The organism is Umezawaea tangerina, from assembly GCF_003002815.1.
GTDB classification, from domain to species: Bacteria; Actinomycetota; Actinomycetes; order Mycobacteriales; family Pseudonocardiaceae; genus Umezawaea; species Umezawaea tangerina.
In genome coordinates, this window is the sequence record NZ_PVTF01000005.1 from 134,056 (window position 1) to 160,407 (window position 26,352).

Here is a 26,352-nt window from a genome sequence, read left to right on the forward strand (position 1 = left end):
ACCATGTCCAAGATCCTTGCCAGGTCGCTGCTGGCGACCACCTTCGGGGCGTGCGCCGTCCTCGGCGTCCCCACCGCGGTGTCGGCCGCGCCCGAGCCCGCTGCCGCGGCGGTCGACGAGTCGCCGTTGACCAAGACCTCCATGCCCCGCTCGGCCGCGACGACGTGCGACAACTCCGCCGGGACCGGGCACTGCGTCACCACCGCGCCCATCGAGGACGGGATCATCCCCTGCCCGGCGGGATGGATCTGCCTCTACACCGCGTCGGGGTGGAGGGAGATGCAGGTCCGCTGGCCCGCGGGCAACTACCACCCGAACTTCGCCCTCATCGACTGCCCGTCCGGGGTCAAGTGCAACCACGGCGGGCGGGGCTTCAACGACGAGGTGTCCTCCTGGGCGAACAACGGGACGGGCATCCTCTACTGCGTGAACTGGGACGCGGCGGCGGGATCGCTGAACAACGACATGCCGTCGGGAACCCAGGGGTCCTACATCGGCGACCTGTGGAACGACCAGTCCTCGGCCCTGTCGAGCTCGGGCTGCTGACACCGCCGGGTGCGTCGGACCACCGACGGGTGCTCCCCGGTCTTCACCGACCGGGGAGCACCCGTCGGTGGTCCGCACCAAGTCCGGTCCGCGGCGGCGGATGACACCCGAGCGCCGCGGGCGAACGGCGTTGCACCTCGGACCCGACCCGGCGGACCCCGTGCCGAATCCCCGACCACCTGTCGCACAACCATCACACGACCATCGCGCCACGCGGACACCGGCCCAGCACCCTGGTGCCATGCGAAGCACAACCCTGCTGGCGGTGGCCGTGGTGGCCGCGCCCCTCCTGAGCGCCACGCCCGCGCTCGCCATCACCGGTGGTACCGAGTCGACCCGGCCGTACTCGTTCGCGGGGTCCTTCCAGCCCGCCTACCCCAGGCCGTCACGGGCGGACGGCCATGGTTGCGGAGTGGAAGTCCTCGCCCCGCAATGGGTGTTGACCGCCGGCCACTGCGCGGGCACCAACCCGACCAGCGCGCGGAACGGCGTCCCGCGCGGGTGGAAGGTGCGCGTCGGGTCGCTCGACACCACCTCCGGTGGCGAGGTGGCCGAGGTCGACCACTACTACCGGTTGGCGACCTCCCAAGACGAAGGGGGCTTCTGGGGCAAGGACATCGCGCTGCTGCACCTCAGGACCCCGGTCGCGGCCAAGCCCGTGCGGATCGCCTCCACGACCCCCGCGGACGGCACGCCCGCGCGCATCCTCGGCTGGGGGATGACCTGCGCCGACACCAACGACCCCGAGTGCTTCCCCACCCGGCTGCACGAGGCGGACACCGTGGTCCAGCCCATCTCGACCTGCACGGCGGCGGCCCCGGTCGGTGAGCTGTGCGTGGGCGGTCACGACGGCGAGGTGGCCGCGGCCAACATGGACTCCGGTGGTCCCGCGCTCGTCCGCGACGGCACCGAGTGGGCGTTGGCCGGGGTGGTCAGCGGTCCCAGCGGTGAGGGTGAACCGGTGCTGTACACCGACGTCACCAGGCACGTCGGCTGGATCGACGGCATCGTCTCCGGCACCGACGTGCCGCCGGACGACGTGATCCCGGACGTGGAGGGCTCCGTCGCCCTGGGCGGCTGCGTCGGATCGGTGGTCCGCCCGCCCGGCGCCGCCCCGCGGGACGAGGCCCTGCTGCTCACCAACGGCCACTGCGTCGACGGCGACCGGCCCGCACCGGGCTCCGCGCTGGTCGACCGGCCCGCCGACCGCGAGGTCACCATCGCCGACCCGCGGGGGTACGCGCAGGCCACCGCGCGCACGAAGCGCTTGGTGTACGCCACCATGACCGGCACCGACATCGCGCTCTACCGACTGGACAAGACCTACGCGCAGCTGGCGGCGCAGGGCGCGAAGGTGTTCCGGCTGACCTCCGGGCCGGTGCGCGCGGGCGACCCGTTGACCCTGCTGTCCGCAGGCAGCCGTTCGGCCTGCACGGCCGAGGCCGTGGTCGGGCACCTGCGGGAAGGCGGCTACGAGCTGGACGACTCGATCCGCTACACGACCAGCGCGGACTGCGCCCCGTCGCACGGCCGGTCGGGCTCACCGCTGCTGGCCGCCGACGGGACCACCGTCGTGGGCGTGCACAACACCCACAACGTCGCGGGCGGCATGTGCACCGACGACAACCCGTGCGAGGTCGCGCCGGACGGGACCACGACCGCGGTCCAAGGCCGCGCCTACGGCCAGCAGGTCCACCAGATCGCGGCCTGCCTCGGCCACGGCTCGCGGCTGGCCCTCGACCGACCGCGGTGCGCCCTCACCAAGCCCTGACGCCCGAACGGCCCGCCCTTCGACCCGAGGGGCGGGCCTAGGGCGTGTATCGAACGAGACTTCGACACACGCCCTAGCCCAACGGGCACACGAGAGGCCCGCGGCTCCACCCGTTGCCGACGAGGGTGACGGGGCCCGAGGACGAGGTGCACACGATCTGGGCGACCGCGGTGGCGGACAGCGCGGTGACGTCCACCGAGACCGCCACGATCCCGCCGGAGGCCTCGAACACCACCCCCGCGGGCACCTCGGTGGTGTAGCCCTGTTCGCGTTCCGCCGCCGTCGGCCCACCGGCCAACGACGTGAGCCCGGACGCGGAGTCGGGTCGCGGTACCGGGGTGACCCGACCGCCGAGCACCAGGTACACCGCGACCGCGGGTGGCGCGCTCGGCGCGGGGCCGCCGAGGATGACCCCGCTGGGCCTCACCCCGCAGGCCCCGGTCAGCAGGACGAGGACCAGCACGAGGGCGCGCTTCACCGGTCACCACCGGAGTCGGGCAGCCTGAGGGTGAACACCGCGCCGCCCTCGGGGTGGTTCCCGGCGGTCAGCTCGCCGCCGTGCAGGAGGGCGTTCTCGCGGGCGATGGCGAGCCCCAGACCGCTGCCGGTGGACCGCGCCCTGGACGAGTCGGCCTTGTAGAAGCGGTCGAACACGTGGGGCAGGACGTCCGCGGACAGGCCAGGACCGCGGTCGGCCACCGCGATGACGACCCAGCCCGGTTCGGCCGCCACGGTCAGGGTCACCGGTTCGCCACCGTGCCGCAGCGCGTTGCCCACCAGGTTCGCCAGCACGACGTCCACCCTGCGCGGGTCCAGCCGTGCGACCAGGTCCTGGGGCATGGCGGTGTCGACGGAGTCCAGCCAGCCGCGGGCGCGCAGCGACGCCCGGACGGCCTCCGCCACGTCCACGTCGTCGAGCACCAGCGCCGCGGCCCCGGAGTCGAACCTGCTGATCTCCATCAGGTCGTTCACCAGCCTGGTCAGGTTGTGCGTCTCCTGGCCGACGAGCCGCGCGGCCTGCGCGGCGTCCGCGGGCAGCGTCCCGGCCTCCTCCTCCAGCACGTCCGCCACCGCGGTCATGGCGGAGAGCGGCGTGCGGAGCTCGTGCGACACGTCGGCGACGAACCGGCGGGCGTCGGCCTCCATCCGCCGGAGCTGGTCGACGCGCTGGTCGAGCGCGTCGGCGGTGTCGTTGAACGTGACGGCCAGGCCCGCCAGCTCGTCCGACCCGCGAACGTCCAAACGGGACTTCAGGTCACCGGAACCCATGCGGCGCGCGGCTTCCCCGAGCTCGCGCACCGGCCGCAGCACGCTCCACGCGGCCAGCAGCGCCAGCACCAGGGCGAACACCAGCGCGGCACCGCCGAACGCCCACGCCCTGGTGGACAGCTCGCCGATGCTCACCGCCGCGGGCGCCAGGCTGCGCAACGTGTAGACCTCCAGCACGGAGGAACCCGACACCACCCTGGTCCCGCTCACCAGCTGCGTCACGCCGTCCACGGACACGCGCTGCCACGCGACGCGACCGCCGCGCACGGCATCGCGCAGCTCCGGCGTGACAACAGAGAGGGGCAGGCCGCCCGCGCTCAGGTCGCCGGACACGGCCACGGCGGTGTCGTCGCGGTCGGACAGCCCGCTCGCGATCCGCTGCAGCCGGTCCCGCGTGGGCGGTGACGAGTCGAACCGGGCGAGCCGGTCGACGCCGTCGGTCAGCGCCAGCAGGGCGGCGTCCTGCGCCTGCTCGAGGATGACGGAACGCGCCTTGAGGTACATGCCACCGGCGACGGCCATGGCGGTGATGACGCCGACGAGCGCGAACGCGACCACCAGCCGGGTGCGCAGACCGATCGTCACAGCGGCCCGAACCGGTACCCGAAACCGCGCACGGTCTGCACGTACACCGGTGCCGCGGAGTCGTCCTCGATCTTCGCCCGCAGCCGCTGCACGCACGCGTCCACCAGCCGCGAGTCGCCGAGGTACCCGTGCTCCCACACCGACTCCAGCAGCTGGCGGCGGTTGAACACCCGCCCCGGTGTGCCGGAGAGCTCCAGCAGAAGCCGCAGTTCGGTGGGCGCCAACGACACGCGGGACCCGTTCTTCGCCACGACGAGCCCCACCCGGTCGAGCGTCAGCTCGCCGTGCCGTTCCACGGCCGGTCCGGCCTTCGGCTCCGCGGCCGTCCGCCGCAGCACGGCCCGGATCCGCGCCTCCAGCACGCGGGCCTGCACGGGCTTGACCACGTAGTCGTCGGCCCCGACCTCCAGGCCCGCCACCACGTCGATGTCGTCGTCGCGCGCGGTGAGCATGATGATCGGCAGGTCCCCCACCGCGCGGATCCGCCTGCACACCTCGAACCCGTCGATCCCCGGCAGCATCAGGTCGAGCACGACGACCTCCGCGGACGCCAGCCGCTCCAGCCCCTCCTCGCCGGTCTCCACGGCGTCCACCACGTGGCCCTGCCTGGTCAGCGCCAACCGCAGCCCGTCGCGCACCGCGCCGTCGTCCTCGATCAACAACACCCGTGACATGGGGCAACTATCGTCGAACGCGGCGGCGGACGGCCACCCGGTCGTCGGCCGGCGCGGCGGCCGCGAGGCAGTACAGCACCGCCGCGACCAGCACTCCCCCGACCAGGTCGCTGAGCCGGTGCCACCCGGTGACCATCGTCGAGGCGGCGACCACCACGACCGCCACCGAGCCGGGCAGGAGGACCCACCAGCGCGCCACCGGCGGCAGCACCAGCGCGAACGCCAGCAGCAGCGCCGTCGCCACGGCGACGTGCCCGCTGGGGAAGCTGTTGTGCGTGGACGACCCCAGCACACCCAGGTCGGGCCGCACGACGACCTCCTTGAGCACCCTGGTCACGACCACCGAGCCCACCACCACACCCACGACCGCCACCGCCGTCCACAGCCGCCTGCTCAGCAGCACGGCGACCAGCACCACCACGGCGAGCACCATCCGGTCACCGAAGACCGAGAGCACGGCCTTGGCGGGCTCCAGCAGCGCGGAGTCCTGCTCGTAGCTCGCCCCGCGCTCCGACATCGGCAGCAACGCGCCGTCGAACGCCTGCCCGCCCGGCGTCCACACGAACACCACGCAGGTCAGACCGAGGGCGAGCAGGCAGGCGAAAGCCGCCACGAGGAACCTGCGGCCGTCCCGACGAACGACGGACGGCCGGTCGAGCACCGAGTTCTGCGTCACGACCCCATCGTCGGCCCGCTGTGTGGCGAGCCGGTGCGCGCCATGTCCGCGTTCTGTCACAGTCCGCCGACGACGAGCCCGTCACGCGCGCCATCCTCTCCGGACAGTGCGAACCCCTGGTGCGCCGTTGGTGTCAGGCAGGCTGGAGCGACGCCGGGTAGAGCCAGCTGCCGGGGGTGTCGCGCGCGGGGTTGGTGTAGTAGTCCTTCACGGCCGCGACGTACTCCTGCACGCTGATGGCGCCGTCGCCGTCGGTGTCCAGGTGGGTGAAGGCCAGCCCGCACTCGGCCTCGCTCAGCCCGCGCGCCCTCAGCAGCACGGAGAACTCCGCCGCGTCGACCCGGCCGTCGCCGTTGGTGTCCGCGAGGTCCAGCAGGGACGCCACGATCTCGGGGAACACCACGTCGAAGGCGCCGCCGTCGACGAAGGCCAGGACCATCGCCTGCCCGAAGTCCTGCGGCGAGATCCTGCCGTCGCGGTCGGCGTCGCAGTGCTCGACGAGGGTGTCCCAGAAGCCGTCGTACGCCTCGATGAGCTCACGCCCGCGTTCCGAGGAGGCGGGTTCGCCGAACGCCTGCAGCAGCCGTTCGGCCAGGGCGTAGAAGTCGGCGAGCTCGATGACGCCGTTGCCGTTGACGTCGTAGTGGGCGAACGTCGTGTCGATCCTGTGCTGCAGCACCTGCTTCATGCACAGGCACTGTGGTTCGACCCGGCGGTGGGCGCAACCCACGTCGCCCACCCGTGTGGTGTTGTTCAGCCGGTTCAGCCACCGTCACCGGTCGCGGTGAGGCGGCGCAGGCGGTGCCTGAGGTGCTGCCGCTCGGCGAGGTTGACGGTGGTGGCGACGGCTCGGCGGTAGGCGTCCGCCGCCTCGCCGGTCCGGCCCGCCTGCTCCAGCAGGTGCGCGCGGACGGCGCTGAGCCTGGGGAGGTGGGGGTGGTCGGCCTCCAGCGCGTCGAGGTGGGCGAGGGCGACCTCGTGGCCGCTGACCATGGCCTGGGCGACGACGCGGTTGAGGGTGATCGTGGGGTTGGCGTGCCCGGTCACGAGCTCGAGGAGCCGGTAGAGGGCCAGGATCTCCGCCCAGTCCGTGGTCGCGGTGTCGGGGGCCTCGGCGTGCAGGGCCGCGATGCACGCCTGGAGCAGGTACGGGCCGGGCCGGGCACCGGGGGTGGCGCGTTCGACCAGCGCCACCCCCTCCTTGACCAGGTCCTGGTCCCACAGCGCCCGGTCCTGCTCGTCGAGCGGCCTGAGGAGCCCGTCCGGTCCGACCCGTGCCGGGTGGCGGGCCTCGGTGAGCAGCATCAGGGCCAGCAGACCGGTGACCTCGGTGGAGTCGGGGACGCTGTCCAGCAGGAGGCGGGTCAGGTGCACCGCCTCTGCGGCGAGGTCGGCGTCGCGCGGCGGTGCGCCCGTGGTCGTGTGGTGGGCCTCGGTGAACATCACGTAGAGCACGTCGAGCACGGCGGTGATCCGCTCGGGCGTGGGAACGGGCGGCGGGAGCGGCAGGCCGAGCTGGGAGACGCGGCGCTTGGCCCGCGTGATCCGCTGGGCGATGGTGGCCTCGGGGACCTGGTGGACGGTGGCGATCTGGGCGGTGGTCAGCCCGGCGACCGCGCGCAGGGTCAGCGCGACCTGACCGGAACGCGGCAGGGCAGGGTGGCAGCACAGCAGCAGCACCAGCAGCGAGTCGTCGGTCCGGACGGCCTCCGCCTCCACCGGCGGGTCCAGCAGGGCGGTGCGGGCCTCCCGGTCCCGCCGCCGGGCGTCGCTGCGGGCCTGGTCGGCGTACCGGCGGCGCGCGGTCACGGTGAGCCAGCCCAACGGGTCGTCGGGGACCCGCACCGGCCACTGCCGGTGCGCCTGCAGAAGAGCCTCCTGCACGGCGTCCTCGCACCGGTCGAACCGGGCGCTGCCGTAGGCGCGCAGCAACCGGGCGAGGACCTGCCGCGCGAGCTCGCGCCACAGATCCTCACCCGGCGTGGCCGCAGCGGTCACTCGTCCCCCAGGTCGGCGAACATCACCGGCCGCAGCTCCAGGGCCAGGCCGGGGATGCTCGCGTCGGGGATCTGCTTCGCCAGCTCCACCGCGCGCGCCTCGTCCTCGACGTCGACGAGGTAGAAGCCGCCCATGAACTCCTTGCTCTCGACGAACGGCCCGTCGGTCACCTCGGGCAGGCCACCGGAGCTGCGGATGACCTTCGACCGGCTGGGGTCGGCCAGCGCCTGCGTCGCGATGAACTCGCCGCGCTCCTTGGTGGTGGCCATGAACGCGGCGTGTCCTTCGTGGATCAGCGTCTGCTGCTCGTCGGTGAGCCGCTCCAGCACGGCGGGGTCGACCTGCATCAGGATCAAGTACTTCACTGCGTTCCTCCTGGTGGGTGAACCGGCCCTCGTGGCGGGTTCACCAGGTGGTCGTCACCGATCCGGCGGACACGACACCACGCGCCGGACATCTTCCCGCGAGTTTTCCGCGACCGCCGTCACGTGTCATTCCACCGGGGTCGGAGGGGTCGGCTCACCGGGACGGGTCTGCTCGACGGCGTGGTGCAGCGCGGCGATGAAGGCCGTGGTCGCGGGCGGGTCCGGCGGGTCGCCGTAGGTGGCCAGGTAGACGTGGCGCCGGAAGTCGGCCAGCGGGCTGGCCTCGATCCCCGGCGCGTGGTGGGTGCGCAGCGCCAGCCCCGGCATGGTGGTCACGCCCATGCCCGCGGCGACCAGTGCCTGCTGCACGATGATGTCGTCGCTGGTGTACGCGACGGGTGGGACGAAGCCCGCCTTGGCGCAGGCGTCGAGGAACTCGCGGCGGCAGTTCTCGCAGCCCGCGATCCAGGCGGAGTCGCGGTTGCCCGCCAGCGTCTGGCCGGGTTCGAGGCTGAGCAGGTACACCGGGTCGTCGAACAGGTGCGCGGCGCGGATGTCGGCCGGGGGCGGCTCGTCGTAGCGGAAGACGACCGCGACGTCGACCTTCCCGGCCCGCAGCAGGTCGAGCGCCACGCGCGGGTGGGCCTCGACCAGGTGCAGCTCGACGCCGGGGTGCACGCCGCGCAGGGTGCCCGCGGCGTGCGGCACCAGAGCGGCGAGCGCCGACTGGAAGCCCGCGACCCGGACGCGGCCGGTGCGCAGACCCACCATCGCGGACAGCTCGGCGGCGGCGGCGTCGACCCGGCCGACGATCTCGCCCGCGCGGCGCGCCAGGTGCTCCCCCTCCGGGGTGAGCCGGATGCCCCGACCGACCCGCTGGACGAGCTTGGCGCCGGTCTCGGCCTCCAGCCGGGCCAGGTGGTGGCTCACGGCGGGCTGGGAGTAGTTCAGCTCCTTGGCGGCCTTGGTGACCGAGCCGTGCGCGGCGACCGCCGCGAGGATCCGCAACCGCAGGACATCCAGCATGCATCAAGAGTACGCATGTGTTCGCCCGACTATTGTCATTGGACGAATAAGTCCGGTGGGGCGAGGCTGGACGGGAGAAGAGGAGGACCGGACCATGACCCGTTCCCTGACCACGCTCACCGGTCTCGTCGCGGCGGTGCGCCGGGCGATCGACGTGCGGACCGACTGGGCGGACACCGCGGAGCTGGTCGCCGACCGGCTCCGCGCGCACCTGCCCGGCCCCGAGGTCCTGACGCCCGAGCAGCGCCTCGGTCTGCCCGACAAGGTCGCGGGCCACCTGCTGCACGCCGAGCCCGACGGCGCGTTCTCGGTCCTCGGCCTGGTCTGGCGTCCGGGCCAGGCCACCCGGATCCACGACCACATCACCTGGTGCGTCGTGGGCGTGCTGTCGGGTGTGGAGCACGAGGAGCTGTTCGACGAGGCGCTCACCCCCATCGGTACGCGGGACAACCCTCCCGGCGAGGTCACCGGCTTCGCGCCGCCCGGCGACATCCACCGCATCCGCAACGTCGGCGACGAGACCGCCATCAGCCTGCACGTGTACGGCACCGACCTCACCCGCGTCGGCTCCAGCGCCCGCCGCTTCTACGACTGAGCGGAGCGGCACTCCACCGAGGACCACGGGCGCGCCCGACCGCGCACCCGAACGGAAGAACGCTTGCCCTGAAAGGATTGCACCATGAACGACACCACCCCTGGACGCGGGACGGTCCGACGGCTGGACAACATCGCCATCGTCGTCGACGACCTCGCGGCCGCCAAGGCGTTCTTCGCCGAGCTCGGACTGGAGCTGGAGGGCGAGGCGACCGTCGAGGGCAGCGAGGTGGACCGGCTCGTCGGGCTCGAGGGAGTCCGGTCGGACATCGCGATGATGCGCACCCCGGACGGCCACGGACGGATCGAGCTGACCAAGTACCACTCGCCGTCGGTCCAGGCAGGAGACCCGAACGCTCCGGCGAACGTGCTGGGAGGCCACCGCGTCATGTTCGCCGTCGAGGACATGGACGCCGTCGTCGACCGCCTGCGGCCGCACGGAGCGGAACTCCTGGGCGAGCTCGTGCAGTACGAGAACAGCTACCGGCTCTGCTACCTGCGCGGCCCGGCGGGCATCCTCGTCGCACTGGCCGAGCAGATCGGGTGACCGCGACAACCGATGGTCCACAGTGGACATCCGCTGCACCGTTGTGCGACGACGTCCTCCGGTCGTGCCGGACCGCGGTGACCGGCGGCACCGGTCACCGCGGACGTCACGCCCCCGTGTCGCGGGTGTCGTCGAAGGCCCGCTTGGTGGCGGCCAGGCCGAGCGCCATGGACTCGGCCATCGGCGCGGCCAGGCCGTCCGGAAGGACATCGCGAACCCACACCAGTCGGCACCGCCGCTCGCCCTCGGCGACGACCTGCATCGAGGCGTTGTCGTGGTCGGGTTCCACGCTGCCGCCGACGACCGAGTAGACGATCCGGCGGGCGTCGTGGTCGACGGTGACCAGCCGCTCCCGCACCGCGGTGCCGTTGGCGAAGGTGACGACGCGGTGGTCGGCCTCGACGCGGGTGTCGGCCACGAAGCCCGGCGCCATCCGCGAGGGACCGGTGGCGAAGTCGCCGACCACCGCCCACACGTCCTCGGCACTCGACTCGATCAGGACGTCCTTGCTGATGCTCGCCATGTCTCCTACCCGTGTTCGGTGTGCTGTGCGGACAGTGGACCAGTCACCCGCGGGGAGACAAGCACAGCAGGTGCCCCTGCGGGTCGGCCAGCACCACCCACTGCCCGTCCCCCGGCTGGAACCCTGGTTTGGTGGCACCCAGCGCGAGCAGCCGCCCGACCGCCTCGTCGACGTCGGCGACGTGGAAGTCCAGGTGCGCCTGCTTGTCCGGGCCCGGCCAGCTCGGTGGTCGGTGGCCCTCCACGCGCACGAGGGCGAGCTGGACGCCGTCGCCACCCAGGTACACGCAGTCGGCGTCGCCGGAGGTCACCTCCCACCCCGTGATGGCGCGGTAGAACTCGGCCAGTGGTCCGGGGTCGGAGCAGTCGAGGACGACCGTGGAGAGCTGTGCGAGTGCGGACATGGTGGGTCACTCCTTCGGTTGGCTGCGCACAAGCCTGCCCCGCGAGCACCCGGCGGTCTTGAAGATCCTTGCGGGGACTTCCGGACCGCCCGGCCAGTGCGGTGGCCACGAGCCCTTGCCGGGGAGTTCCCTCGTCCAGGCCCGGAAATGCCCGCCGAGGATCGCGGTCACCGCACTAGCCTCCGGGGGTGCTCTCCTCCGTCGACCTCGCCACCGGTCCCGGCTTCGCCGTCGCGGCGGTGGACTGCCTGGACGACCACCGCGGCTGGTCGAGCGAGCGGCCGCGCGAGGACGTGCGGCTGGTGCTGGTGCGCCGCGGCGGGTTCCGCCGCCGGGTCCGCGGTGCGTGCGCGGACCTCGACCCCACCGTCGGCTACCTCGGGATGCCCGGTGAGGAGGAGGACTTCGCCCATCCCGCGGGCGGCGACAAGTGCACCTCGATCGGCCTGGCACCCGCGCTGTGGCGCACGCTGACCGGCGACGCACCGCGGCCCGTGGGCGCATCGCTGTACGTGGACGGCAGGCTCGACCTCGCCCACCGCCGGCTCCTGGCCGCCACCCGCACCGCCGACATCGACTACGCCGCGACCGAAGGACTGGTCCGGCTGGTGGCCACGGCCGTCGCCACCAGCACCCGTGACGACACCCGGACCACCGCCGCCGACCGGACGCTGGTGGCCGAGGCCCGCGCCGTGATCGGCGCCGACCACCCCGCCGCCGCCGGCCTGGTCCCGCTCGCCGCCCTGCTGGCCGTCTCTCCGTACCGGCTGAGCCGCGCCTTCACCCGCGAGCTCGGGGTGTCGCTGACCCGCTACCGCAACCGCGTCCGCGTGACCCGCGCGCTGGACCGCATCGAAGCTGGCGAACCCAGCCTCGCCGTCCTCGCCTCCGACCTCGGCTTCGCCGACCAGGCCCACCTGTGCCGAACCACGCGCGAACACCTGGGCCACACCCCGACCGCACTGCGAACCCTGCTCACCTGAACCCGACCACCCGCGGCCTCACCGGGTGCCGTCGCCGGGAACACCGCACATGTGCGGAACTCGTTCCCCCCCCAAGGGTTTAGGCTGCGTGGATTCCCATCCCCTGATCCACCTCGTCGCACCTTGGCTGCCGCATGTCGACCTGCCCGCGGCGAGGTGCGACCGCGGGTGCGAGCGGTTCGGAATGCGGAGCTGCTACCGGACGGCGGTGGAGTGGTGATGGTTCCTGGACAACACGAGCCGCGGGACGACGTGGCCACCGGAGCCCCCGCGGTGACCAATGTCGTGTCGGGGTCGTTCGTCGCCTCCGGTGGAGTCTTCCAAGCGGCCGAACTGTCGGTCACCCAGGGCGACACGAACCTGTACTTCCAGGACGGCCCGCACCGGGTCCGATCGGCCGCGGTCGACGTGGAATGCCCTTACCCCGGCCTGGCGCCGTTCACCACCGAGCAGGCCCGCTGGTTCTTCGGTCGCGACAGGGTCGTCGCGGAGCTGGTGCGGCGGGTGGCCGAACGGGTGGACGGTGGCGGACCGGTGATGGTGGTCGCTCCCTCGGGGGCGGGCAAGTCGTCGGTGCTGCGGGCCGGGCTGCTGCCCGCGATCGCCAAGGGCGCCTTGCCGGTGCGGTCGTCGGCCGGGTGGCCGTGCCTGCACCTGACCCCGACGATGGATCCGCTCGGGGCTCTCGCCGCGGCGGTCGCGCCACTGGTCGCGATGACCGCGGACGCGGTGCGGGAACTCGTGGTCGACGATCCCGGTTCGCTGGTCGCGCGAGTCGGGAACGCGCTGCGCACGCGGTGCGGAACGGGTGCCAGGGCGGTCCTGGTCGTGGACCAGCTGGAGGAGCTGTTCACGCTGTGCGGCGACGGTGCGGTGCGCGACGCGTTCGTCGGACTGCTGGGCCGGTTGTCGGCGGCCTGCGGCGGCGAGCCGGTCGCCGTGGTGGTCTGCGGGCTGCGGTCGGACTTCTACACGCCGAGCACGGGCCATCCGGTGCTGCGGGCGGCGTTGCAGTCCGGTCAGGTGATCGTCGGCCCGATGTCGACCGAGGACCTCCGGGAGGCGATCCGTTGTCCCGCGACCGAGGTCGGCCTGAGGTTGGAGGTCGGCCTGGTGGAGCTGCTGCTCGCCGACCTGCAGGGCTCCACGACCGGGACCGCCGCCGCGTCCGGTGGGTACGAGGTCGGACGGCTGCCCCTGCTGGCGCACGCCCTGCGGGCGATGTGGCAGCAACGGCAAGGCGGGAGGACCCTCACCGTGGCCGGCTACCGGACCACCGGCCGGATCCAGGAGGCGGTCGGGGCGAGTGCCGACCAGGCTTTCACGAGCTTGTCCTCGCACGCCGGGGAAGCGGCCAGGGTCGTGTTCCTGCGGTTGGTGGCCGTGGGCGACACCCGGCGTGGTGTCGAGGACACGCGGAGGCGGGTGAACCGCCAGGACCTGGAGGCGTGCGGCGGAGACCGGACCGCCGCACGGGAGGTGATCGACACGTTCGTCCGGCGCAGGCTGCTGACCGTTCGGCGGGACGAGGTCGAGATCACCCACGAGGCGCTGTTGTGGGCGTGGCCGCGACTGCGGGACTGGCTCACCGGCGACCGCGCGGACAACCTGGTGCGCCAGGACGTCCAGGACGCCGCCGAAACGTGGGACAGCGGTGGCAGGGACACCGCGCGCCTGCTCCGCGGCACCCCTTTGCACACCGCGCAGGACTGGAGGACGGCGCACCCCGACGACAGGTTGTCCCCGGTCTGCCAGGACTTCCTCGACGCGTCGCTCCGCCACCGACGTCGTGCCGACCTCGCCCGCCGGGGCGGACTGGCATCGCTGGTGATCCTGACCGTCGTCGCCCTGCTGTCGGCGGGCTTCGCCCTGCGGCAACGGGACACCGCCGAAGCGCAACGCCGACTGGCGGGCGAACAACGCGACCTCGCCACGTTCCGCCGGATCACCGCGCAAGCCGACGCGCTGCGCGCCACCAACCCGTCCCTGGCCGCGCAGCTGGACCTGACCGCCTACCGGCTCCGGCCCACCACGGAGGGGCGGAGCCTGCTGATCGCCGATGCGAACTCGGCGCTGAGCATCCAGCTCACCGGTCACGGTGACGCCGTCCTGTCGACGGCGTTCAGCCCGGACGGGCACACCCTGGCCACCACCGGCGGTGACCGGACCGTTCGGCTGTGGGACGTCGCGTCACCGACGCACCCCACTCCCGTCGGCGACGCCCTCACCGTCAGCACGGGCGGTGTCTGGTCGGCGACGTTCAGCCCCGATGGGCGCATGCTGGTCACCGCGGGCAACGACAAGAAGATCCGGCTCTGGGACATCACCGACCGGACCCACCCCGAACCGACCGCAGCACCTCTCACCGGCCACTCCGGCGCCGCCCTGTCGGTGCGGTTCAGTCCCGACGGGCACGTGTTGGCCAGCGGCGGCACCGACGAGACGATCCGCCTGTGGGACGTCACCGACCCGACCCACCCGGCGCAGATCGGGCAGCCCCTCACCGACCACGGGGGTTCCGTCACCTCCGTGGCGTTCAGCCCCGACGGACGCAGCATGGCCAGCGCGGGCAACGACCAGACCATCCGGCTCTGGGACGTCACCCACCCGGCTCTGCCGGTGCAGATCGGGCCGCCGCTCACCGGGCACACCAGCGCCGTCGCGTCGGTGGCGTTCAGCCCCGACGGGCACACCCTGGTCAGCGGCTCCTACGACAACACCACCCGCGTGTGGAACCTGCCTCCCACGCTGCTGGTCGGCCACACCGGCGGGGTCACGTCGCTGGCGTTCGGCCCCGGCGGACGCACGTTGGCCAGCGGCGGCACCGACAAGGCGGTAAGGCTGTGGGACACCACCGACCCGACCCACCCCACTCCCACGGGGCGACCGCTCACCGGTCACACCGACGGAGTCCTGTCCCTCGCCCTCAGCCCCGACGGGCACACGTTGGCCAGTGGTGGCAACGACGGGACGATCCGACTCCTGGACACCACCGACCCGACCCGCCCGACCTCCGTCGGCGACCCCCTCGACGGCCACGCGGGCCCTGTCCGATCACTGGTGTTCAGTCCTGACGGGCACACCCTCGCCGGCGTCGGGACCGGTGGGACCATCGTGCTGTGGACCGTCGCCGACCCCGCCCACCCCACGCCGGTCGGGCACATCCTCGACGGCCACGCGGGCATCATCACGTCGCTGGTGTTCAGCCCCGACGGCCACACCCTGGCCAGCGGCGGCACCGACAAGGCGATCCGGCTGTGGAACACCGCGGACCCGGCCCACCCCTCCGCGATCGGCGAACCCCTCACCGCCCACAACGACGACGTCCTGTCACTGGCCTTCGGCCCCGACGGCCACCTGCTCGCCAGCGGTGGCAACGACCAGACGATCCGGCTGTGGGACACCACCGACCCGGCCCGCACCACACCGGCAGGGCCACCTCTCACCGGCCACACCGGCATCGTCACGTCGGTGGCGTTCAGCCCGGACGGGCACACCCTGGCCAGCGGAGGCAAGGACGACACCGTCCGGCTGTGGGACGTCTCCCACCTCACCGACGTCGCGCCGACGGGTCGCCCCCTCGCGGGGCACACGGACACCGTCACGTCAGTCGTGTTCAGCCCCGACGGCCGCACCCTGGCCAGCGGCAGCGCCGATCAGACCATCCGGCTGTGGAACACCGAACCGGACCGGAACGTCCAGCGGATCTGCACCGCCGCCGCGGGCAACCTCACAGCCCGGCAATGGCACGTCCACCTCGCGGAACTGCCGTACGCCCCGCCGTGCTCCTAGTGCTCCGCGCCCGGCCCGGTCACGTCGTCGGCACGGCCGGATCGGCTGCGTGCCGCGGCGCCGTGGTCGAGTGCGACGCGCATGATCCAGGCCATGGCGTTCCCGCCGGGCCGGTAGCGGGGGGCTTTGCGCCAGAGTTCGAGGAAGGCCTCGTGGACGACGTCGCGCACCTGCGAGTCGCTGTCCACCGCCTGCCGGACGAGTGCCACGACGTAGGGTGCCACCAGGTCGTACAGCACGGAGAACGCCTCCCGGTCACCCGCTCCGACCAGGACCAGCTGCCGCTCGGCCTCGGCTCGGATCGAGGTCCGGCGGGCCGGAAGGCCATGCGGCACGGTGTCATCTCCCGTCGTGGGACCGTTCTCCACCTCATTGTCGCGGCGCCGGCGGACTCGTGCCTGACGAACGGCCCCGGCCTGCGGCGAGACCTCCGTCGACCCGTGTCAGGAGGCTTCGGACGGGAGCGCTGCGGACAACCATTCCTGGAACAGCAGGAAGTGCGAGTTCGCCGCCTCGCCGACGGCCTGCGCGTCCTCGGCGAGCACCGCGTCCTCGGCCATCGCGCAGAACCCCCGGAACCTCCGCCGGGTGTCCCCGTCGCCCGCGAAGAAGGACACCGGCACCGCACCGAGCGCGTCCCCGACCCAGCGGGTGATCAGCCGACCACCGAGTCTGGAGCCCTCCAGGACGTAAAGCGACCCGACGAGCGCGGGCAGTGTCCGCACGTCCGGTGGGGACGACCGCGGGAGCGCCGCGATCCGCGCGGGGCTCCAACCGGACCGGAGCAGGTCGGCGGCGAGGTGGTCGGCCCCCGGTGGCAGCTCCCACGGCAGCCGGTGCGCCGCGATGGAGGCCTCCAACGCCTTCTCCAACGGCTCGTGGAACCCGAGGAACGCCGCCAGCACCTCCTCGTAGCGCGACGGCGAGGTCAGCCGGGACAGGAACCCGAGGTCGTCCTCCAGCGCGCGGTGGGCGGCACGGGTTCCGGTGCGCAGGTGTTGCAGGAGGGACGTCGCCACCCCGGTCACCGCACGGCCGCCCCCGGCGCGTCCGGCCGCGCGTAGCCGTTGGTGCGCCAGTACTCGACCGCTCCTTGCAGCACCGTCCTGAACAGCGCGAAGTTCACCGGCTTGTAGACGTAGCTGTCCGCTCCCGCCTCGTAGGACCGGTCCGTGTCCGAGGAGGTCGTCGACGAGGTGAACACCACGACGATCACGTCCCTCACCCGCGGGGCCGGGTCGGCGCGGATGTCGGCCAGCACCCGGAAGCCGTCCGCTCCCGGCATGTTCAGGTCGAGCAGCACCAGCACCGGCCGCGGCAGTCCGGTGTCGCGCAGCCGGTCGGCGACGAGGTGGCCGTCGGGGAGGAACTCCAGCACCAGCTCCGGGTGCGAGCGCGACAGGGCCCGGTGGATCGCCTCCCTGTCCTCGTCGCTGTCCTCGACGACCAGCACGACCTGCTCGGCGTCCGGGGTCACAGGACCTCCCACCACGTCCGCCCGCCCCCGCGGATCTCGATCCGCGTCCACGAGCCGTCCCCGTCCACGGTGACGGCCACGTCTCCCCCGCTCGGCGGCGCGGTGAGCTCGTCGGGCACACCGCTCCCGCCCAACGACCGCACGGCGGCGAGGGCGGCCGCGGGGGCCTGGTCGGCGGGCAGCACCACGTCGAGCACCCGTGGGCCGCGGTACCGGAGCAGCAGCACCGCCGCGTCGTCGTCCACCACGTACCGCCCGTCACCCGCGACGAGGGCGGCCGCCATCTCGGGCAGCGGCAGGTCGTGCAGCGCCGCGAGCGTCGTCTCCAGGTCGGTGTCGCCGAAGAACGCCCCGGCCCCGTCGCGCGCCTCGATCAGCCCGTCGGTGAACAACACCACGCAGTCACCGGGCCGCAGGACGTCGTCCACCAGCGTCAACGAGGGTGAGGCGACCACACCGACCAGCTGGCCCCGGCAGGTCGTCTCCTCGACCCGGCCGTCCCGCCGGACGATCATCGGGGGCGGGTGCCCGGCCGTCAGCGACCGGATCGGCAGCCCCTCGGGGCCGGCGGAGCCGAAGGTGACCGTGGCCATGGTGAGGAACTTCCCGACCTTGTTGCGCAGCATCTTGGCGTTGAGCAGGCGCACCGCGTCGTCCGGCTGCCCACCCACTTCCAGGATGGTCTCCACGGTGTGCCGGGCGAGCCCGGTGACGGCGGCGGCCGCGGCACCGCGACCGCACACGTCGCCGATGAGCGCGGTGAACCGGCCGTCCGGCTGCCGCACGACCCCGTAGAAGTCACCGCCGACGTCGAGCAGGTGACCGCCCACGTTGTACCCGGTCGCCACCTCGATGCCGTCCAGCTCGGGCAGCACGGAGGGCAGGAGGTGCAGTTGCAGCTCCTCGACCTCGGCTCGTCGCTCGCCGTAGAGGGTCGCGTTGCCGATGGCGAGCGCCGCCCGCGCCGCGATGTCCCGCACGAACTCCCGCGTGGGAGTCCGCCGCACCCCGGCGCGGTGGAAGAACGTCAGCACGCCCAGCACCCGGCCGCGGGCCCGCAGGACCGCGCTGGTCATCAGCTCCAGGCCGACGTCGTCGGGCAGCAGCGATGGTTGCGGCAGGTTCTCGTCGTGGTCCTTCGACGTCACCCCGGCCCACCGGCCGTTGAGCAGGTGGTCGTTGAGCAGGCGCTCCCGGCGCGCGTCCACGTGGGCGGTGGCGATCTGCACGAGCGCGCCGTCGCGGTGGACGTGCACGGCGGCCCCGTCGGCGAGCGCGGGCACCACCATCCGCACCACCGCCCGCAGCGTCTCCTCCACGTCCAGCGACCGGGCCAGCCGCAACGAGACCTCCGCCAGCACCGCGTCGGCCGCCAGCCGGTTGTCGAGCAGCGCCTGGTCGGCGATCCGGTCGTCGGCCGCGATCACCACGTCGGCGACCTGGCCCAGTGCCCCGGCGACCTCGTCGTCCGCAGGGGTCTGCGCCAGGCCGAGGAGCATCAGCGCGTTGTCCCCCGCCGCGGCGCGGAACGAGGCGGCGACCACCGCGGTGCCGCCGACGTCCCGCACGCGGGCGCCCAGTCCGGGGGCGAACGACGACAGCTCGTCCACGCCCAGCACCGCGACCTTCGCCTGCCCCACGTCGCGGGTCGCGAGCCGGGCGGACCGCGCGACCCACGGGGCGACGTCCTCGGCGAGTCCCGCCGGGCCGCTCGTCACCCCGTGGTCGTGGTCGGCCCAGCGCACGACCAGCACGTCGCCACCCGGTCCGATGCGCGCTCCGAGCACCCCGCGGACGTGCGGGAGCTCCAGGAGCCCCAGGTAGAGTTCCTTCGCGAAGACCTTGGTGCTCCCCGCGGCGAACGCCGTCCGCCACAACGCGTGCAGCAGGTCCGGCCAGCGCGGCGAATCGCCTGCGATCATGTGGCCCGGTGCCTCCGTTCCGCGCTCCGCCGGTGGTCTTCGCGACGGAGACCAGCCCACCGGAAGCAGGATCGAGTATGCACGACGAGCAGCGGCTTCCCGGTACCCCGAACGAGCTGGGGGCGGAGTGGGCCCGCGCGGCGCAGGCCGAGGCGGAGGCGGGCACGACGTCGTTCGACATGACGGTGTGCCTCACCGAGCCCATCCACCTGCTGGGCGGCATCCAGTCCTACGGCGCGCTGCTGGCCGCGGACGACTCGGGGGTGGTCGAGGTCGCGAGCGCGAACACGGCGGCCGTGCTGGGCTCCGCGCCCGAGGCGCTGCTCGGCAGCCCCCTCGAGGCCCTGCTCGGTGCCGAGGGCGTCGCGACCGTTCGCGGCACGCTCGACGCTCCGACCGGCGACCGCGGGCTGTGCAGTCTCGCGCTGCCCGGATCCGGTGGGAACTTCGACGTCACGGTGTACCGCGCGGACGGCCGGACGGTGCTGGAGTTCGAGCCGCGCCCGGTCGAGACCGCGTTCCGCTTCTCCCAGTTCTACCCGCACCTGCGCACCTCGCTGACCAAGCTCCAGCACGAGCGGACCGTGGTCGACGTGTGCGCGTCGGCGGTGGCGGAGATCCGCGCGCTGACCGGGTACGACCGGGTGGTGGCCTACCGGTTCGAAGGCCAGGCCGGTCCCGGCGAGGTGATCGCCGAGTCGGTGTCCGACGGGCTGGAGCCCTGGCTGGGCCTGTGGTTCCCGGCGACCGACATCCCGCCCCAGGCGCGGCGGCTCTACGAGCGCAACTGGATCCGCGTGATCTACGACGTGGACGACGAGACGGCCCAGGTGCTCCCCCAGGTGCTGCCGGGCACTAGCGCGCCGCTCGACCTGTCCGACTCCACGTTGCGCACGGTCTCGTCGTTCCACCTGGAGTACCTGCGCAACATCGGCGTGGCGTCCTCGATGTCGGTGTCGTTGCTGCGCTCCGGCTCGTTGTGGGGTCTCATCGCGTGCCACGGTGTCGTGCCCCGGCGCCTGGACGCGGAGGTGCGGGCGGCCTGCGAGTTCTTCGGGGTCACGCTCTCCCTGCAGCTCGCCGCGCTGGAGGAGGCGCAGACCTCGCAGGCCCGCCACGACACGCGGACCGCGCTGTCGCGCCTGGTCACGGAGCTGAACACGGACATCACCCAGTCGGTCACGACCAGTGTCGACCTCCTGCGCGAGCTGATCGACGCCGACACCGTGGTGCTGCGGTTGGACGGCGAGACGACGATCGTGAGCGGCCGCGACGAGGACCTGCTGCTGCCGGGGCTGGAGGCGTTGTGGGACGTGGTCCCGGACCTGGCCGCCGGTGAGGTGTGGAGCACGGACAACCTCTCCGCTCACGACGCGTCCATGGCGGCGCACGCCGAGCACCTCAGCGGGGCGCTGGTGCTCGCCCTGGACTCGGGCAGCGGCGACCTGATCGCGTGGGTGCGCCCCGAACGCCGGGCCAGCCGGACGTGGGCGACGGATCCGAACACCCCGGTGCGGGTCGGCGACCACGGCGAACGCCTCACGCCGCGCGGGTCGTCGGCGGTCTACCGGGCCGTCGTGCGCGGCCGCTGCGTGCCGTGGACCTCGTCGGACGAGGCGGTCGCCGTCGAGTTCGGCCGCGCGGTCACCACGATGGTGCTGCGGCACAACGCCCGGCTCACGACGTTGAACGACGAGCTGCGCCGCGCGAACGACGACCTGGGCACGTACGCGCACGTGGCGGCGCACGAGCTCAAGGAGCCCCTGCGCGGCATCTTCAACTCGACGGCGTTCATCCGCGAGGACGCCGAGGACCTGGACGACACGACCGTCCGCAGGCTGGACACCGTGCAGCGCCTCGCCCAGCGGATGGACGAGCTCATCAACTCGCTGCTGCACTTCGCCCAGCTGGGCCACGGCGCGCTGCGGCGCACCGAGGTCGACCTGCGCGAGGCCGTCGAGGGCGCGCTGGTGATCGCGGGCCCCCGGTTGGCCGAGCGCGAGGTCTCGGTCGACCTGCCCGCGGCCGGTCAACGGGTGTGGGCCGACCCCGACAGGTTGTCCGAGGTGCTGGTGAACCTGCTGGTGAACGCCGCGAAGTACGCCCGTGAGGAACACCCGCGCACAGTGCGGGTCCACCTCGTCGGCGAGGACGAGGTGCACGTGCGGGACAACGGCATCGGCATCCCGCCCGAGCACCGCACCGAGGTGCTCAAGCTGTTCCGCAGGCTGCACAAGCGGGACGCGCACGGCGGCGGTCACGGGGCCGGCCTGGCGATCGTGAACCGCATCGTCGAGCGGCACGGCGGCCAGGTGGCGCTGCACGCCGCGCCCGGTGGCGGCACCACCGTCGCGTTCACCCTGCCGCGAACCGCCGACCAGGGCTGACGCGCGTTCGACGAGGGTCGCGCGGCGACGGCGACCCGACCTGCCCCACGGGCGGGGCCTGGGCCGCAGGTCCCACGACGGGCCGACCGTCCTCCGGATCGTCCGCCGCCGCGACCGGACCGGCGGGTCGAGGACCGGAACACTCCGCCTGAAGAGCTGCGGGCGTGTGCGGGCTCCGCGCGGCGTGCGGTGCCGTACCGTTCCGGACGACCGATCGGCATTCCCGTCAGGCGGGCGCACCTGTTCCCCGTGTCGGACCACAACCCCGGCGACCACGCCTTGCCGTGCCTCCGGACGCAGGAGGTCCACAGATGACGAACGTCCCCCCACCCACCACCGCGGCCGAGGACGTCGTCGTGGTCGTGTCGGGCGGGGACCTCGACATGGATGGTGCTTCCGACCTGTCGATCGACTTGGGGTTGGCGATCTCCGCGAGACCGCGGGCGGTGATCGCGGACCTGACCGCGGTGCGGTTCCTCTCCGCCGCCGGGCTCTCGGCGCTGGAACGCGCGCACCACCACGCCGACGCGGTGCACAGCAGGCTGGCGGTGGTCGCCGCGCAGCGCTGCGTGCTGCTGCCGCTGGCGTTGACCAGGCTGGACGCGGTGCTCACGATGTTCCGGGACCTGTCCGCGGCCCGCACCTTCGTCAACGACCTGCTGGGCGCCGAGCTCGGCCCGTGAGGACGGCCCGCGTCAGGACAGGCTCATCGCGGCCCAGACGGTCTTGGTGCGCTCGCCCCGCAGCACGCCCCAGGATCGCGACAGGGTCTGCACCAGCCGCATCCCGCGCCCCCGGTAGGCACCGGCGGTGGACTGGTTGATCAGCGGCGGCAGGTCGCGGGAACCGTCGAGGACCTCGATGACCACCTCGCCCTGGACCGCACCGGGACCCGTGAACCCCGAGTCGCGCGGCAGGTAGCCGGCGATGGTCACCTGGTGCGGGAGCCGGGCGTGGTCCAGGGCGTTGGAGATCAGCTCGGTGGCCACCAGCTCCACGTCGCCGACCACCTCCGCCGAGCACCACGCCAGCGACAGCCGCACCCGCTCCCGGACGAGGGCGAGGTCGTTGCGGGCGATCGGCATCGTGAGCAGCGCCGTCCGCCGGGTGCCGTCGGCCGGGACGTAGACCTGGCTGGTCGACGACAGGACCAGTGCCGACGCCTGCCCGACCGCGGCTCGCGGCGATCCCGCGGCCGTGTCGGCGCCGATCGCGGGCCAGACGGTGCGCCGCGAGGCGGTCGTCGCGTCGGAGTCGACCATCGGTGCGCTCCTCGTCCGCCATGGCGGCATTTCGTGTCGTACTCGTGCATTCCACCATCGGGAACGATGTCCGGACGAACCGGGTTACCCCGTTCGGCTCGGTGTCACGCAAAGCCATCCTTCCGAGTGACACACGGTCACTGGATCCCACCGACTCATCACGCTGAGATGCCCTCGGGGTACCGTTCCGCCAGCATCCGGCGCGACAGAACGGCAGGGGATCCACGGTGGGCGCGATCGACTCGACGGCAGGCCGACTACAGCTGTTCGCGAGCGAGGACGCGTCCGGTTCACCGGTGGTGGCCGCCCACGGCGACATCGACATCAACACCGTCGAGCAGCTGCACACCTCGCTGCTCGCCCGGGTCGAGGCGTCGCGAACCCGGTCCGGCACCGCGACCGGGATCGTCCTGGACCTGACCGGGGTGGTGTTCTTCGGCTCGGTGGCCCTGGAGCCGATGCTTCGCGTCCGCGACATCCTCGCCGCCGACCGCGCCCACCTGCACCTGGTGGTCACCGAACACATCCGCCGTTCGCTGAACATCCTGGGCATGACCGCGTTGTTCGCGCTCCACGACGACCTGCGGGACGCGCTGGACGCGCTCCGGCAGGACTGAGCCCCCGCCGGGCGGTCGGGGCCACCTCCGGCACCCGGCTCAGCGCACCATCGCCAGCACGTCGCGGACCAGCCGTCGCGCGTACTCGTCGTCGACCGGCAGCGCGAAGGCGACGTGGTGGTACAGCGGCGCGATGACGTGGTCGAGGACCTGTTCGACCGTGGGCGCGGGCTCGCCGCGTCCGCGGGCCCGGAGGACCACCTCCGACGCCTGCTCGCCGCGCTTCTCCGTGACTGGGCAGCCCGACACGGTCTCGACGCGGGCCGACACCATCGCCCGCAGGTACCGGGTCCGCTCGGGACGGGCGATGTCGCGGGCGATGATCTCCGCCCACCGCGTCAGGTCCTCCTGGAGCGACCCCGTGTCGGGGACGGATTCGCCGTCCCGCGTCAGCGCGGCGACCGCGACCTCCTCCAGGAGCGCGTTGACGTCGGCCCAGCGCCGGTACAGCGTCGTCGGGTTGACCCCGGCCCGTTCGGCGATGACGGGGAAGCTGATCTTGTCGGCACCCTCGCCCACGAGCTCGCCCACCGACGTGTAGATCGCGGTCAGCACCCGGCCGCTCCGCCCTCCGGGGCGGCTCGCGGCGACTCGGTCGGCCATGCCACCACCGTACGCAAAGATCTTTGCTTTAACAAGATCCTGCCGTACAGTGCTTAAAGCAAAGATCATTGCGTTTTGTTGGAGGTGCCGTGCTCGACCGTCCACTCCCGTTCCTCGTCGCCGGGGCCGCGGGCGCCGCCACGTTGACGGCCGCCTCGGCACCGTCCCCGCTCTACCTCGTCTACCAGCGCCTTTGGGGCTTCTCCGCGTTCACGCTGACGCTCGTCTTCGCCGTCTACGTCTTCGCGCTGCTCGCCGCCCTGCTCACCGTCGGCTCGCTCTCCGACCGGGTGGGACGGCGGCCCGTCGCCTCCGCGGCCCTGGTGCTCCTCGCGCTGGGCATGGTGCTCTTCACGATCGCCGGAGGGTCCGGCGGTCTGATGGCCGCGCGGGTCGTGCAGGGTTTCGCCGTCGGCGCGGCCACCGGCACCACCACGGCCATGATCATGGACTCGGCGCCGAACCCGCGGATCGGCTCGGTCGTCAGCAGCGCGGTCCCGGCGCTGGGGATCGCGATCGGGGCGGTCCTCGCCGGTGCCCTGGTGGAGTTCGCGCCGTTCCCCCGCGAGCTCGTCTTCTGGATCCTCGCCGTGGTCTACCTGGTGCTCGCGGCGCTCGTGTGGGCGGTTCCCGAACGCGCCCTGCCCGAGTCGGCGGCGCGGGAGCCGGTCTGGCGGTCGCTCCTGCCCAGCGCCGGGCTCCCGCGGGCCACGCGGCCCGTCTTCCTCGCACTGGTCCCGTCGATCTGCGCGACGTGGGCGCTCGCCGGGCTGTACCTGTCGCTCGGGTCGTCGGTGCTCGGCACCGTCCTGGACGTGCACAGCCACTTCGTCGTCGGCGTCGTGCTCGGGGTGTACTTCGCCGCGGGGGTGGCGGGCACCGTCGTCTCGACGGTCCTCCCGCCGCGGCTGCGCGAGTGGTTCGGCTACGGGACGCTCGCGGCAGGGGTCCTGGTCACGATCGCGGCGATGCTGACGAGCGCGTTGCCGCTCTACGTGGTCGGGTCGGTGGTCGCGGGGGTCGGCTTCGGCGCGGCGTTCCGGTTCGCCGTCAACGCTCTCGGCGACGCGGCGCCCGCCGCCCAGCGGGGGCAGGTGTTCGCGACGATGTACATCGTCAGCTACCTCGCGTTCAGCGTGCCCGCGCTCGCGGCCGGTCTCGCCGTCACGCGCTTCGGGCTCAAGCCGACGGCTGTCGTGTACGGGGTGGTGGAGGTCGCGCTGGTCCTGATCGCGATGGCCGCGACGACCGTCCGGGCGCGCCGCCGGACCGACGGGAACGAGCCGCGGGAAGGCGTGGGGTCGACGCCGGTGTCGCGCACCTTCGGCACGCCCCGCCACACGACGCACTACGTCGAGTGCGGGCCGTCCGACGGGCCCCTGGTGGTGTTCCTCCACGGTTGGCCGGGAATCGGTCTGATGTGGCGTGCCCAGATGGACGCGTTCGCCGCCGAGGGCTGGCACTGCGTCGCCCCCGACCTGCGCGGCTACGGCGGGTCCTCCGCCCCCGCGGCCAAGGACGCCTACACCGTCGAGGAGGTCGTGGCGGACATGGCGGAGCTCCACGACCACCTCGGCGGCGAGGCCGCGATCTGGGTCGGCCACGACTGGGGCAGCATCGTGGTCGGCGCGTTGGCCGCCCACGAGCCCGAGCGCTGCCGCGGCGCCGTGTTGACCTCGTGGGCGTACTTCCCCGAGGCGAACAGCCTGGCCGTGCTCGTGCCGCTGGTCGACCGGACGATCTACCCGGCCGACCGCTACCCGGACGGGCAATGGGACTACTTCCGCTACTACACAACGCATTTCGAGTCCGCGGTGGCCGACCTCGACGCGGACCCGGCGGCGACGCTCGCCTCGGTCTACCGCCCCGGCGACCCCGCCTCGATCGGCCAGGTGTCCCCGACGGCGGTGGTCACGCGCGACGGCGGGCGCTTCGGCACCGCGCACCACGCCCCGCCTGCCTCACCCGACCCGGCCCTCTGGCCACCGGCCGACTTCGACGTGCTGGTGAAGGCGTTCCAGGCCCGCGGTTTCCGCCCTCCGTCAGCGTGGTACACGAACGACGACGCCAACACCGCCTACGCGCGACGAGCACCCGACGGCGGTCGCCTGTCGCAGCCGGTGCTTTTCGTCAACGGCGAGTGGGACGCGATCTGCACCATCACCGGGAACCACCAGGGCGACCCGATGCGCGCGGCCTGCGCGGACCTCACCGTGGCCCGTGTTCCGGCCGGGCACTGGCTTCCGCTGGAGCGCAAGGCGGAACACGTCCAGGCCATCCGAACCTGGTTGCGGAGCAAGGATCTCTGACGCGGCACCCACGCCCGTGGACC

Annotated in this window: 26 protein-coding genes; 10 read left to right on the forward strand and 16 right to left on the reverse strand. The window is 72.9% G+C overall.

Annotated features, from left to right (window positions below):
* Positions 1-3: 3 nt before the first annotated feature.
* A complete protein-coding gene (locus CLV43_RS18120; protein ID WP_245886631.1) occupies positions 4-546 on the forward strand; it encodes a hypothetical protein in 543 nt (180 codons plus the stop codon).
* Positions 547-787: 241 nt separating this feature from the next.
* Positions 788-2,317, forward strand: a complete 1,530-nt coding sequence (locus CLV43_RS18125; RefSeq protein WP_106188397.1) for a trypsin-like serine protease — start codon at positions 788-790, stop codon at positions 2,315-2,317.
* 73 nt (positions 2,318-2,390) lie between these two features.
* On the opposite strand, the gene CLV43_RS18130 is transcribed toward CLV43_RS18125, so the two are convergent.
* The 8 genes from CLV43_RS18130 to CLV43_RS18165 form a co-directional block, all read right to left on the reverse strand.
* Complete coding sequence (locus CLV43_RS18130) at positions 2,391-2,795, reverse strand: hypothetical protein (protein WP_106188398.1); 405 nt, start codon at positions 2,793-2,795, stop codon at positions 2,391-2,393.
* On the reverse strand, positions 2,792-4,108 hold the full coding sequence (locus tag CLV43_RS18135; protein WP_106188792.1) for a sensor histidine kinase: 1,317 nt from the start codon (positions 4,106-4,108) through the stop codon (positions 2,792-2,794). Before CLV43_RS18135 ends, CLV43_RS18130 begins: the two co-directional genes overlap by 4 nt.
* Before the next feature lie 59 nt (positions 4,109-4,167).
* The gene (locus CLV43_RS18140) at positions 4,168-4,845 is read right to left on the reverse strand and encodes a response regulator transcription factor (RefSeq protein WP_106188399.1); all 678 of its coding nucleotides are present in this window, start codon (positions 4,843-4,845) and stop codon (positions 4,168-4,170) included.
* A 7-nt stretch (positions 4,846-4,852) separates the two neighbouring features.
* On the reverse strand, positions 4,853-5,521 hold the full coding sequence (locus tag CLV43_RS18145) for a phosphatase PAP2 family protein (RefSeq protein ID WP_106188400.1): 669 nt from the start codon (positions 5,519-5,521) through the stop codon (positions 4,853-4,855).
* Positions 5,522-5,654: 133 nt separating this feature from the next.
* On the reverse strand, positions 5,655-6,209 hold the full coding sequence (locus tag CLV43_RS18150; RefSeq protein ID WP_106188401.1) for an EF-hand domain-containing protein: 555 nt from the start codon (positions 6,207-6,209) through the stop codon (positions 5,655-5,657).
* Positions 6,210-6,283: 74 nt separating this feature from the next.
* Positions 6,284-7,519 carry an RNA polymerase sigma factor gene (locus tag CLV43_RS18155; protein ID WP_106188402.1) on the reverse strand — a complete coding sequence of 412 codons (1,236 nt, stop codon included), beginning with the start codon at positions 7,517-7,519 and terminating at the stop codon, positions 6,284-6,286.
* On the reverse strand, positions 7,516-7,884 hold the full coding sequence (locus CLV43_RS18160) for a YciI family protein (RefSeq protein WP_106188403.1): 369 nt from the start codon (positions 7,882-7,884) through the stop codon (positions 7,516-7,518). The genes CLV43_RS18155 and CLV43_RS18160 overlap by 4 nt, the downstream gene beginning before the upstream one ends.
* A gap of 126 nt (positions 7,885-8,010) precedes the next feature.
* Positions 8,011-8,910 (reverse strand): LysR family transcriptional regulator, encoded by a 900-nt coding sequence (locus tag CLV43_RS18165; protein WP_106188404.1) that lies wholly within the window; start codon positions 8,908-8,910, stop codon positions 8,011-8,013.
* A 94-nt stretch (positions 8,911-9,004) separates the two neighbouring features.
* Here CLV43_RS18165 and CLV43_RS18170 point away from each other — a divergent pair, with 94 nt between their 5' ends.
* The gene (locus CLV43_RS18170) at positions 9,005-9,505 is read left to right on the forward strand and encodes a cysteine dioxygenase family protein (RefSeq protein ID WP_106188405.1); all 501 of its coding nucleotides are present in this window, start codon (positions 9,005-9,007) and stop codon (positions 9,503-9,505) included.
* A gap of 84 nt (positions 9,506-9,589) precedes the next feature.
* Positions 9,590-10,051 (forward strand): VOC family protein, encoded by a 462-nt coding sequence (locus tag CLV43_RS18175; RefSeq protein ID WP_211304405.1) that lies wholly within the window; start codon positions 9,590-9,592, stop codon positions 10,049-10,051.
* A gap of 106 nt (positions 10,052-10,157) precedes the next feature.
* Here CLV43_RS18175 and CLV43_RS18180 read toward each other — a convergent pair whose 3' ends face one another.
* Both CLV43_RS18180 and CLV43_RS18185 read right to left on the reverse strand, forming a co-directional pair.
* The gene (locus CLV43_RS18180; protein WP_106188406.1) at positions 10,158-10,574 is read right to left on the reverse strand and encodes an SRPBCC family protein; all 417 of its coding nucleotides are present in this window, start codon (positions 10,572-10,574) and stop codon (positions 10,158-10,160) included.
* 43 nt (positions 10,575-10,617) lie between these two features.
* Positions 10,618-10,977, reverse strand: coding sequence for a VOC family protein (locus CLV43_RS18185; protein ID WP_106188407.1), 360 nt, complete (start codon positions 10,975-10,977; stop codon positions 10,618-10,620).
* A gap of 188 nt (positions 10,978-11,165) precedes the next feature.
* Here CLV43_RS18185 and CLV43_RS18190 point away from each other — a divergent pair, with 188 nt between their 5' ends.
* Together CLV43_RS18190 and CLV43_RS18195 are read left to right on the forward strand one after the other, a co-directional pair.
* On the forward strand, positions 11,166-11,960 hold the full coding sequence (locus CLV43_RS18190) for a helix-turn-helix transcriptional regulator (RefSeq protein WP_106188408.1): 795 nt from the start codon (positions 11,166-11,168) through the stop codon (positions 11,958-11,960).
* 219 nt (positions 11,961-12,179) lie between these two features.
* The gene (locus tag CLV43_RS18195) at positions 12,180-15,752 is read left to right on the forward strand and encodes an NACHT and WD repeat domain-containing protein (RefSeq protein ID WP_146174797.1); all 3,573 of its coding nucleotides are present in this window, start codon (positions 12,180-12,182) and stop codon (positions 15,750-15,752) included.
* Here CLV43_RS18195 and CLV43_RS18200 read toward each other — a convergent pair.
* The 4 genes from CLV43_RS18200 to CLV43_RS18215 all read right to left on the reverse strand — a co-directional run bounded on the left by CLV43_RS18200 (position 15,749) and on the right by CLV43_RS18215 (position 19,151).
* On the reverse strand, positions 15,749-16,087 hold the full coding sequence (locus tag CLV43_RS18200) for a sigma factor (protein ID WP_170155891.1): 339 nt from the start codon (positions 16,085-16,087) through the stop codon (positions 15,749-15,751). The genes CLV43_RS18195 and CLV43_RS18200 overlap by 4 nt on opposite strands.
* A 108-nt stretch (positions 16,088-16,195) precedes the next feature.
* Positions 16,196-16,771, reverse strand: a complete 576-nt coding sequence (locus CLV43_RS18205; protein ID WP_170155892.1) for a biliverdin-producing heme oxygenase — start codon at positions 16,769-16,771, stop codon at positions 16,196-16,198.
* A 5-nt stretch (positions 16,772-16,776) separates the two neighbouring features.
* Positions 16,777-17,229 carry a response regulator gene (locus CLV43_RS18210; protein ID WP_245886633.1) on the reverse strand — a complete coding sequence of 151 codons (453 nt, stop codon included), beginning with the start codon at positions 17,227-17,229 and terminating at the stop codon, positions 16,777-16,779.
* Positions 17,226-19,151: a PP2C family protein-serine/threonine phosphatase gene (locus CLV43_RS18215; RefSeq protein ID WP_106188412.1), complete on the reverse strand. Its 1,926-nt coding sequence runs from the start codon at positions 19,149-19,151 to the stop codon at positions 17,226-17,228. Before CLV43_RS18215 ends, CLV43_RS18210 begins: the two co-directional genes overlap by 4 nt.
* 77 nt (positions 19,152-19,228) lie before the next feature.
* On the opposite strand from CLV43_RS18215, the gene CLV43_RS18220 reads away from it, so the two are divergent.
* Together CLV43_RS18220 and CLV43_RS18225 are read left to right on the forward strand one after the other, a co-directional pair.
* Entirely contained in the window at positions 19,229-21,538 is a 2,310-nt protein-coding gene (locus CLV43_RS18220) for an ATP-binding protein (RefSeq protein WP_106188413.1), read from the forward strand.
* Between the two features lie 311 nt (positions 21,539-21,849).
* Positions 21,850-22,221 carry an STAS domain-containing protein gene (locus tag CLV43_RS18225; protein WP_106188414.1) on the forward strand — a complete coding sequence of 124 codons (372 nt, stop codon included), beginning with the start codon at positions 21,850-21,852 and terminating at the stop codon, positions 22,219-22,221.
* Positions 22,222-22,233: 12 nt separating this feature from the next.
* Here CLV43_RS18225 and CLV43_RS18230 read toward each other — a convergent pair whose 3' ends face one another.
* A complete protein-coding gene (locus CLV43_RS18230) occupies positions 22,234-22,800 on the reverse strand; it encodes an ATP-binding protein (RefSeq protein WP_106188415.1) in 567 nt (188 codons plus the stop codon).
* Between the two features lie 227 nt (positions 22,801-23,027).
* Between CLV43_RS18230 and CLV43_RS18235 the strand changes: the two genes are divergently transcribed.
* The gene (locus CLV43_RS18235; protein WP_106188416.1) at positions 23,028-23,417 is read left to right on the forward strand and encodes an STAS domain-containing protein; all 390 of its coding nucleotides are present in this window, start codon (positions 23,028-23,030) and stop codon (positions 23,415-23,417) included.
* Between the two features lie 39 nt (positions 23,418-23,456).
* On the opposite strand, the gene CLV43_RS18240 is transcribed toward CLV43_RS18235, so the two are convergent.
* A complete protein-coding gene (locus CLV43_RS18240; RefSeq protein WP_106188417.1) occupies positions 23,457-24,020 on the reverse strand; it encodes a TetR/AcrR family transcriptional regulator in 564 nt (187 codons plus the stop codon).
* Positions 24,021-24,109: 89 nt separating this feature from the next.
* On the opposite strand from CLV43_RS18240, the gene CLV43_RS18245 reads away from it, so the two are divergent.
* Positions 24,110-26,329 (forward strand): alpha/beta fold hydrolase, encoded by a 2,220-nt coding sequence (locus CLV43_RS18245; RefSeq protein WP_170155893.1) that lies wholly within the window; start codon positions 24,110-24,112, stop codon positions 26,327-26,329.
* Positions 26,330-26,352: the final 23 nt, after the last annotated feature.

Excerpts from the sequence above, each read along its gene's own strand:
- CLV43_RS18185 (WP_106188407.1), bottom strand. The coding sequence starts at position 10,977 with ATGTCCGCACTCGCACAGCTCTCCACGGTCGTCCTCGACTGCTCCGAC.
- CLV43_RS18220 (WP_106188413.1), top strand. The coding sequence starts at position 19,229 with ATGCACGACGAGCAGCGGCTTCCCGGTACCCCGAACGAGCTGGGGGCG.
- CLV43_RS18140 (WP_106188399.1), bottom strand. The coding sequence starts at position 4,845 with ATGTCACGGGTGTTGTTGATCGAGGACGACGGCGCGGTGCGCGACGGG.
- CLV43_RS18180 (WP_106188406.1), bottom strand. The coding sequence starts at position 10,574 with ATGGCGAGCATCAGCAAGGACGTCCTGATCGAGTCGAGTGCCGAGGAC.
- CLV43_RS18230 (WP_106188415.1), bottom strand. The coding sequence starts at position 22,800 with ATGGTCGACTCCGACGCGACGACCGCCTCGCGGCGCACCGTCTGGCCC.
- CLV43_RS18120 (WP_245886631.1), top strand. The coding sequence starts at position 4 with ATGTCCAAGATCCTTGCCAGGTCGCTGCTGGCGACCACCTTCGGGGCG.
- CLV43_RS18215 (WP_106188412.1), bottom strand. The coding sequence starts at position 19,151 with ATGATCGCAGGCGATTCGCCGCGCTGGCCGGACCTGCTGCACGCGTTG.
- CLV43_RS18175 (WP_211304405.1), top strand. The coding sequence starts at position 9,590 with ATGAACGACACCACCCCTGGACGCGGGACGGTCCGACGGCTGGACAAC.
- CLV43_RS18240 (WP_106188417.1), bottom strand. The coding sequence starts at position 24,020 with ATGGCCGACCGAGTCGCCGCGAGCCGCCCCGGAGGGCGGAGCGGCCGG.
- CLV43_RS18225 (WP_106188414.1), top strand. The coding sequence starts at position 21,850 with ATGACGAACGTCCCCCCACCCACCACCGCGGCCGAGGACGTCGTCGTG.
- CLV43_RS18135 (WP_106188792.1), bottom strand. The coding sequence starts at position 4,108 with ATGGCCGTCGCCGGTGGCATGTACCTCAAGGCGCGTTCCGTCATCCTC.
- CLV43_RS18165 (WP_106188404.1), bottom strand. The coding sequence starts at position 8,910 with ATGCTGGATGTCCTGCGGTTGCGGATCCTCGCGGCGGTCGCCGCGCAC.
- CLV43_RS18125 (WP_106188397.1), top strand. The coding sequence starts at position 788 with ATGCGAAGCACAACCCTGCTGGCGGTGGCCGTGGTGGCCGCGCCCCTC.
- CLV43_RS18150 (WP_106188401.1), bottom strand. The coding sequence starts at position 6,209 with ATGAAGCAGGTGCTGCAGCACAGGATCGACACGACGTTCGCCCACTAC.
- CLV43_RS18170 (WP_106188405.1), top strand. The coding sequence starts at position 9,005 with ATGACCCGTTCCCTGACCACGCTCACCGGTCTCGTCGCGGCGGTGCGC.
- CLV43_RS18195 (WP_146174797.1), top strand. The coding sequence starts at position 12,180 with ATGGTTCCTGGACAACACGAGCCGCGGGACGACGTGGCCACCGGAGCC.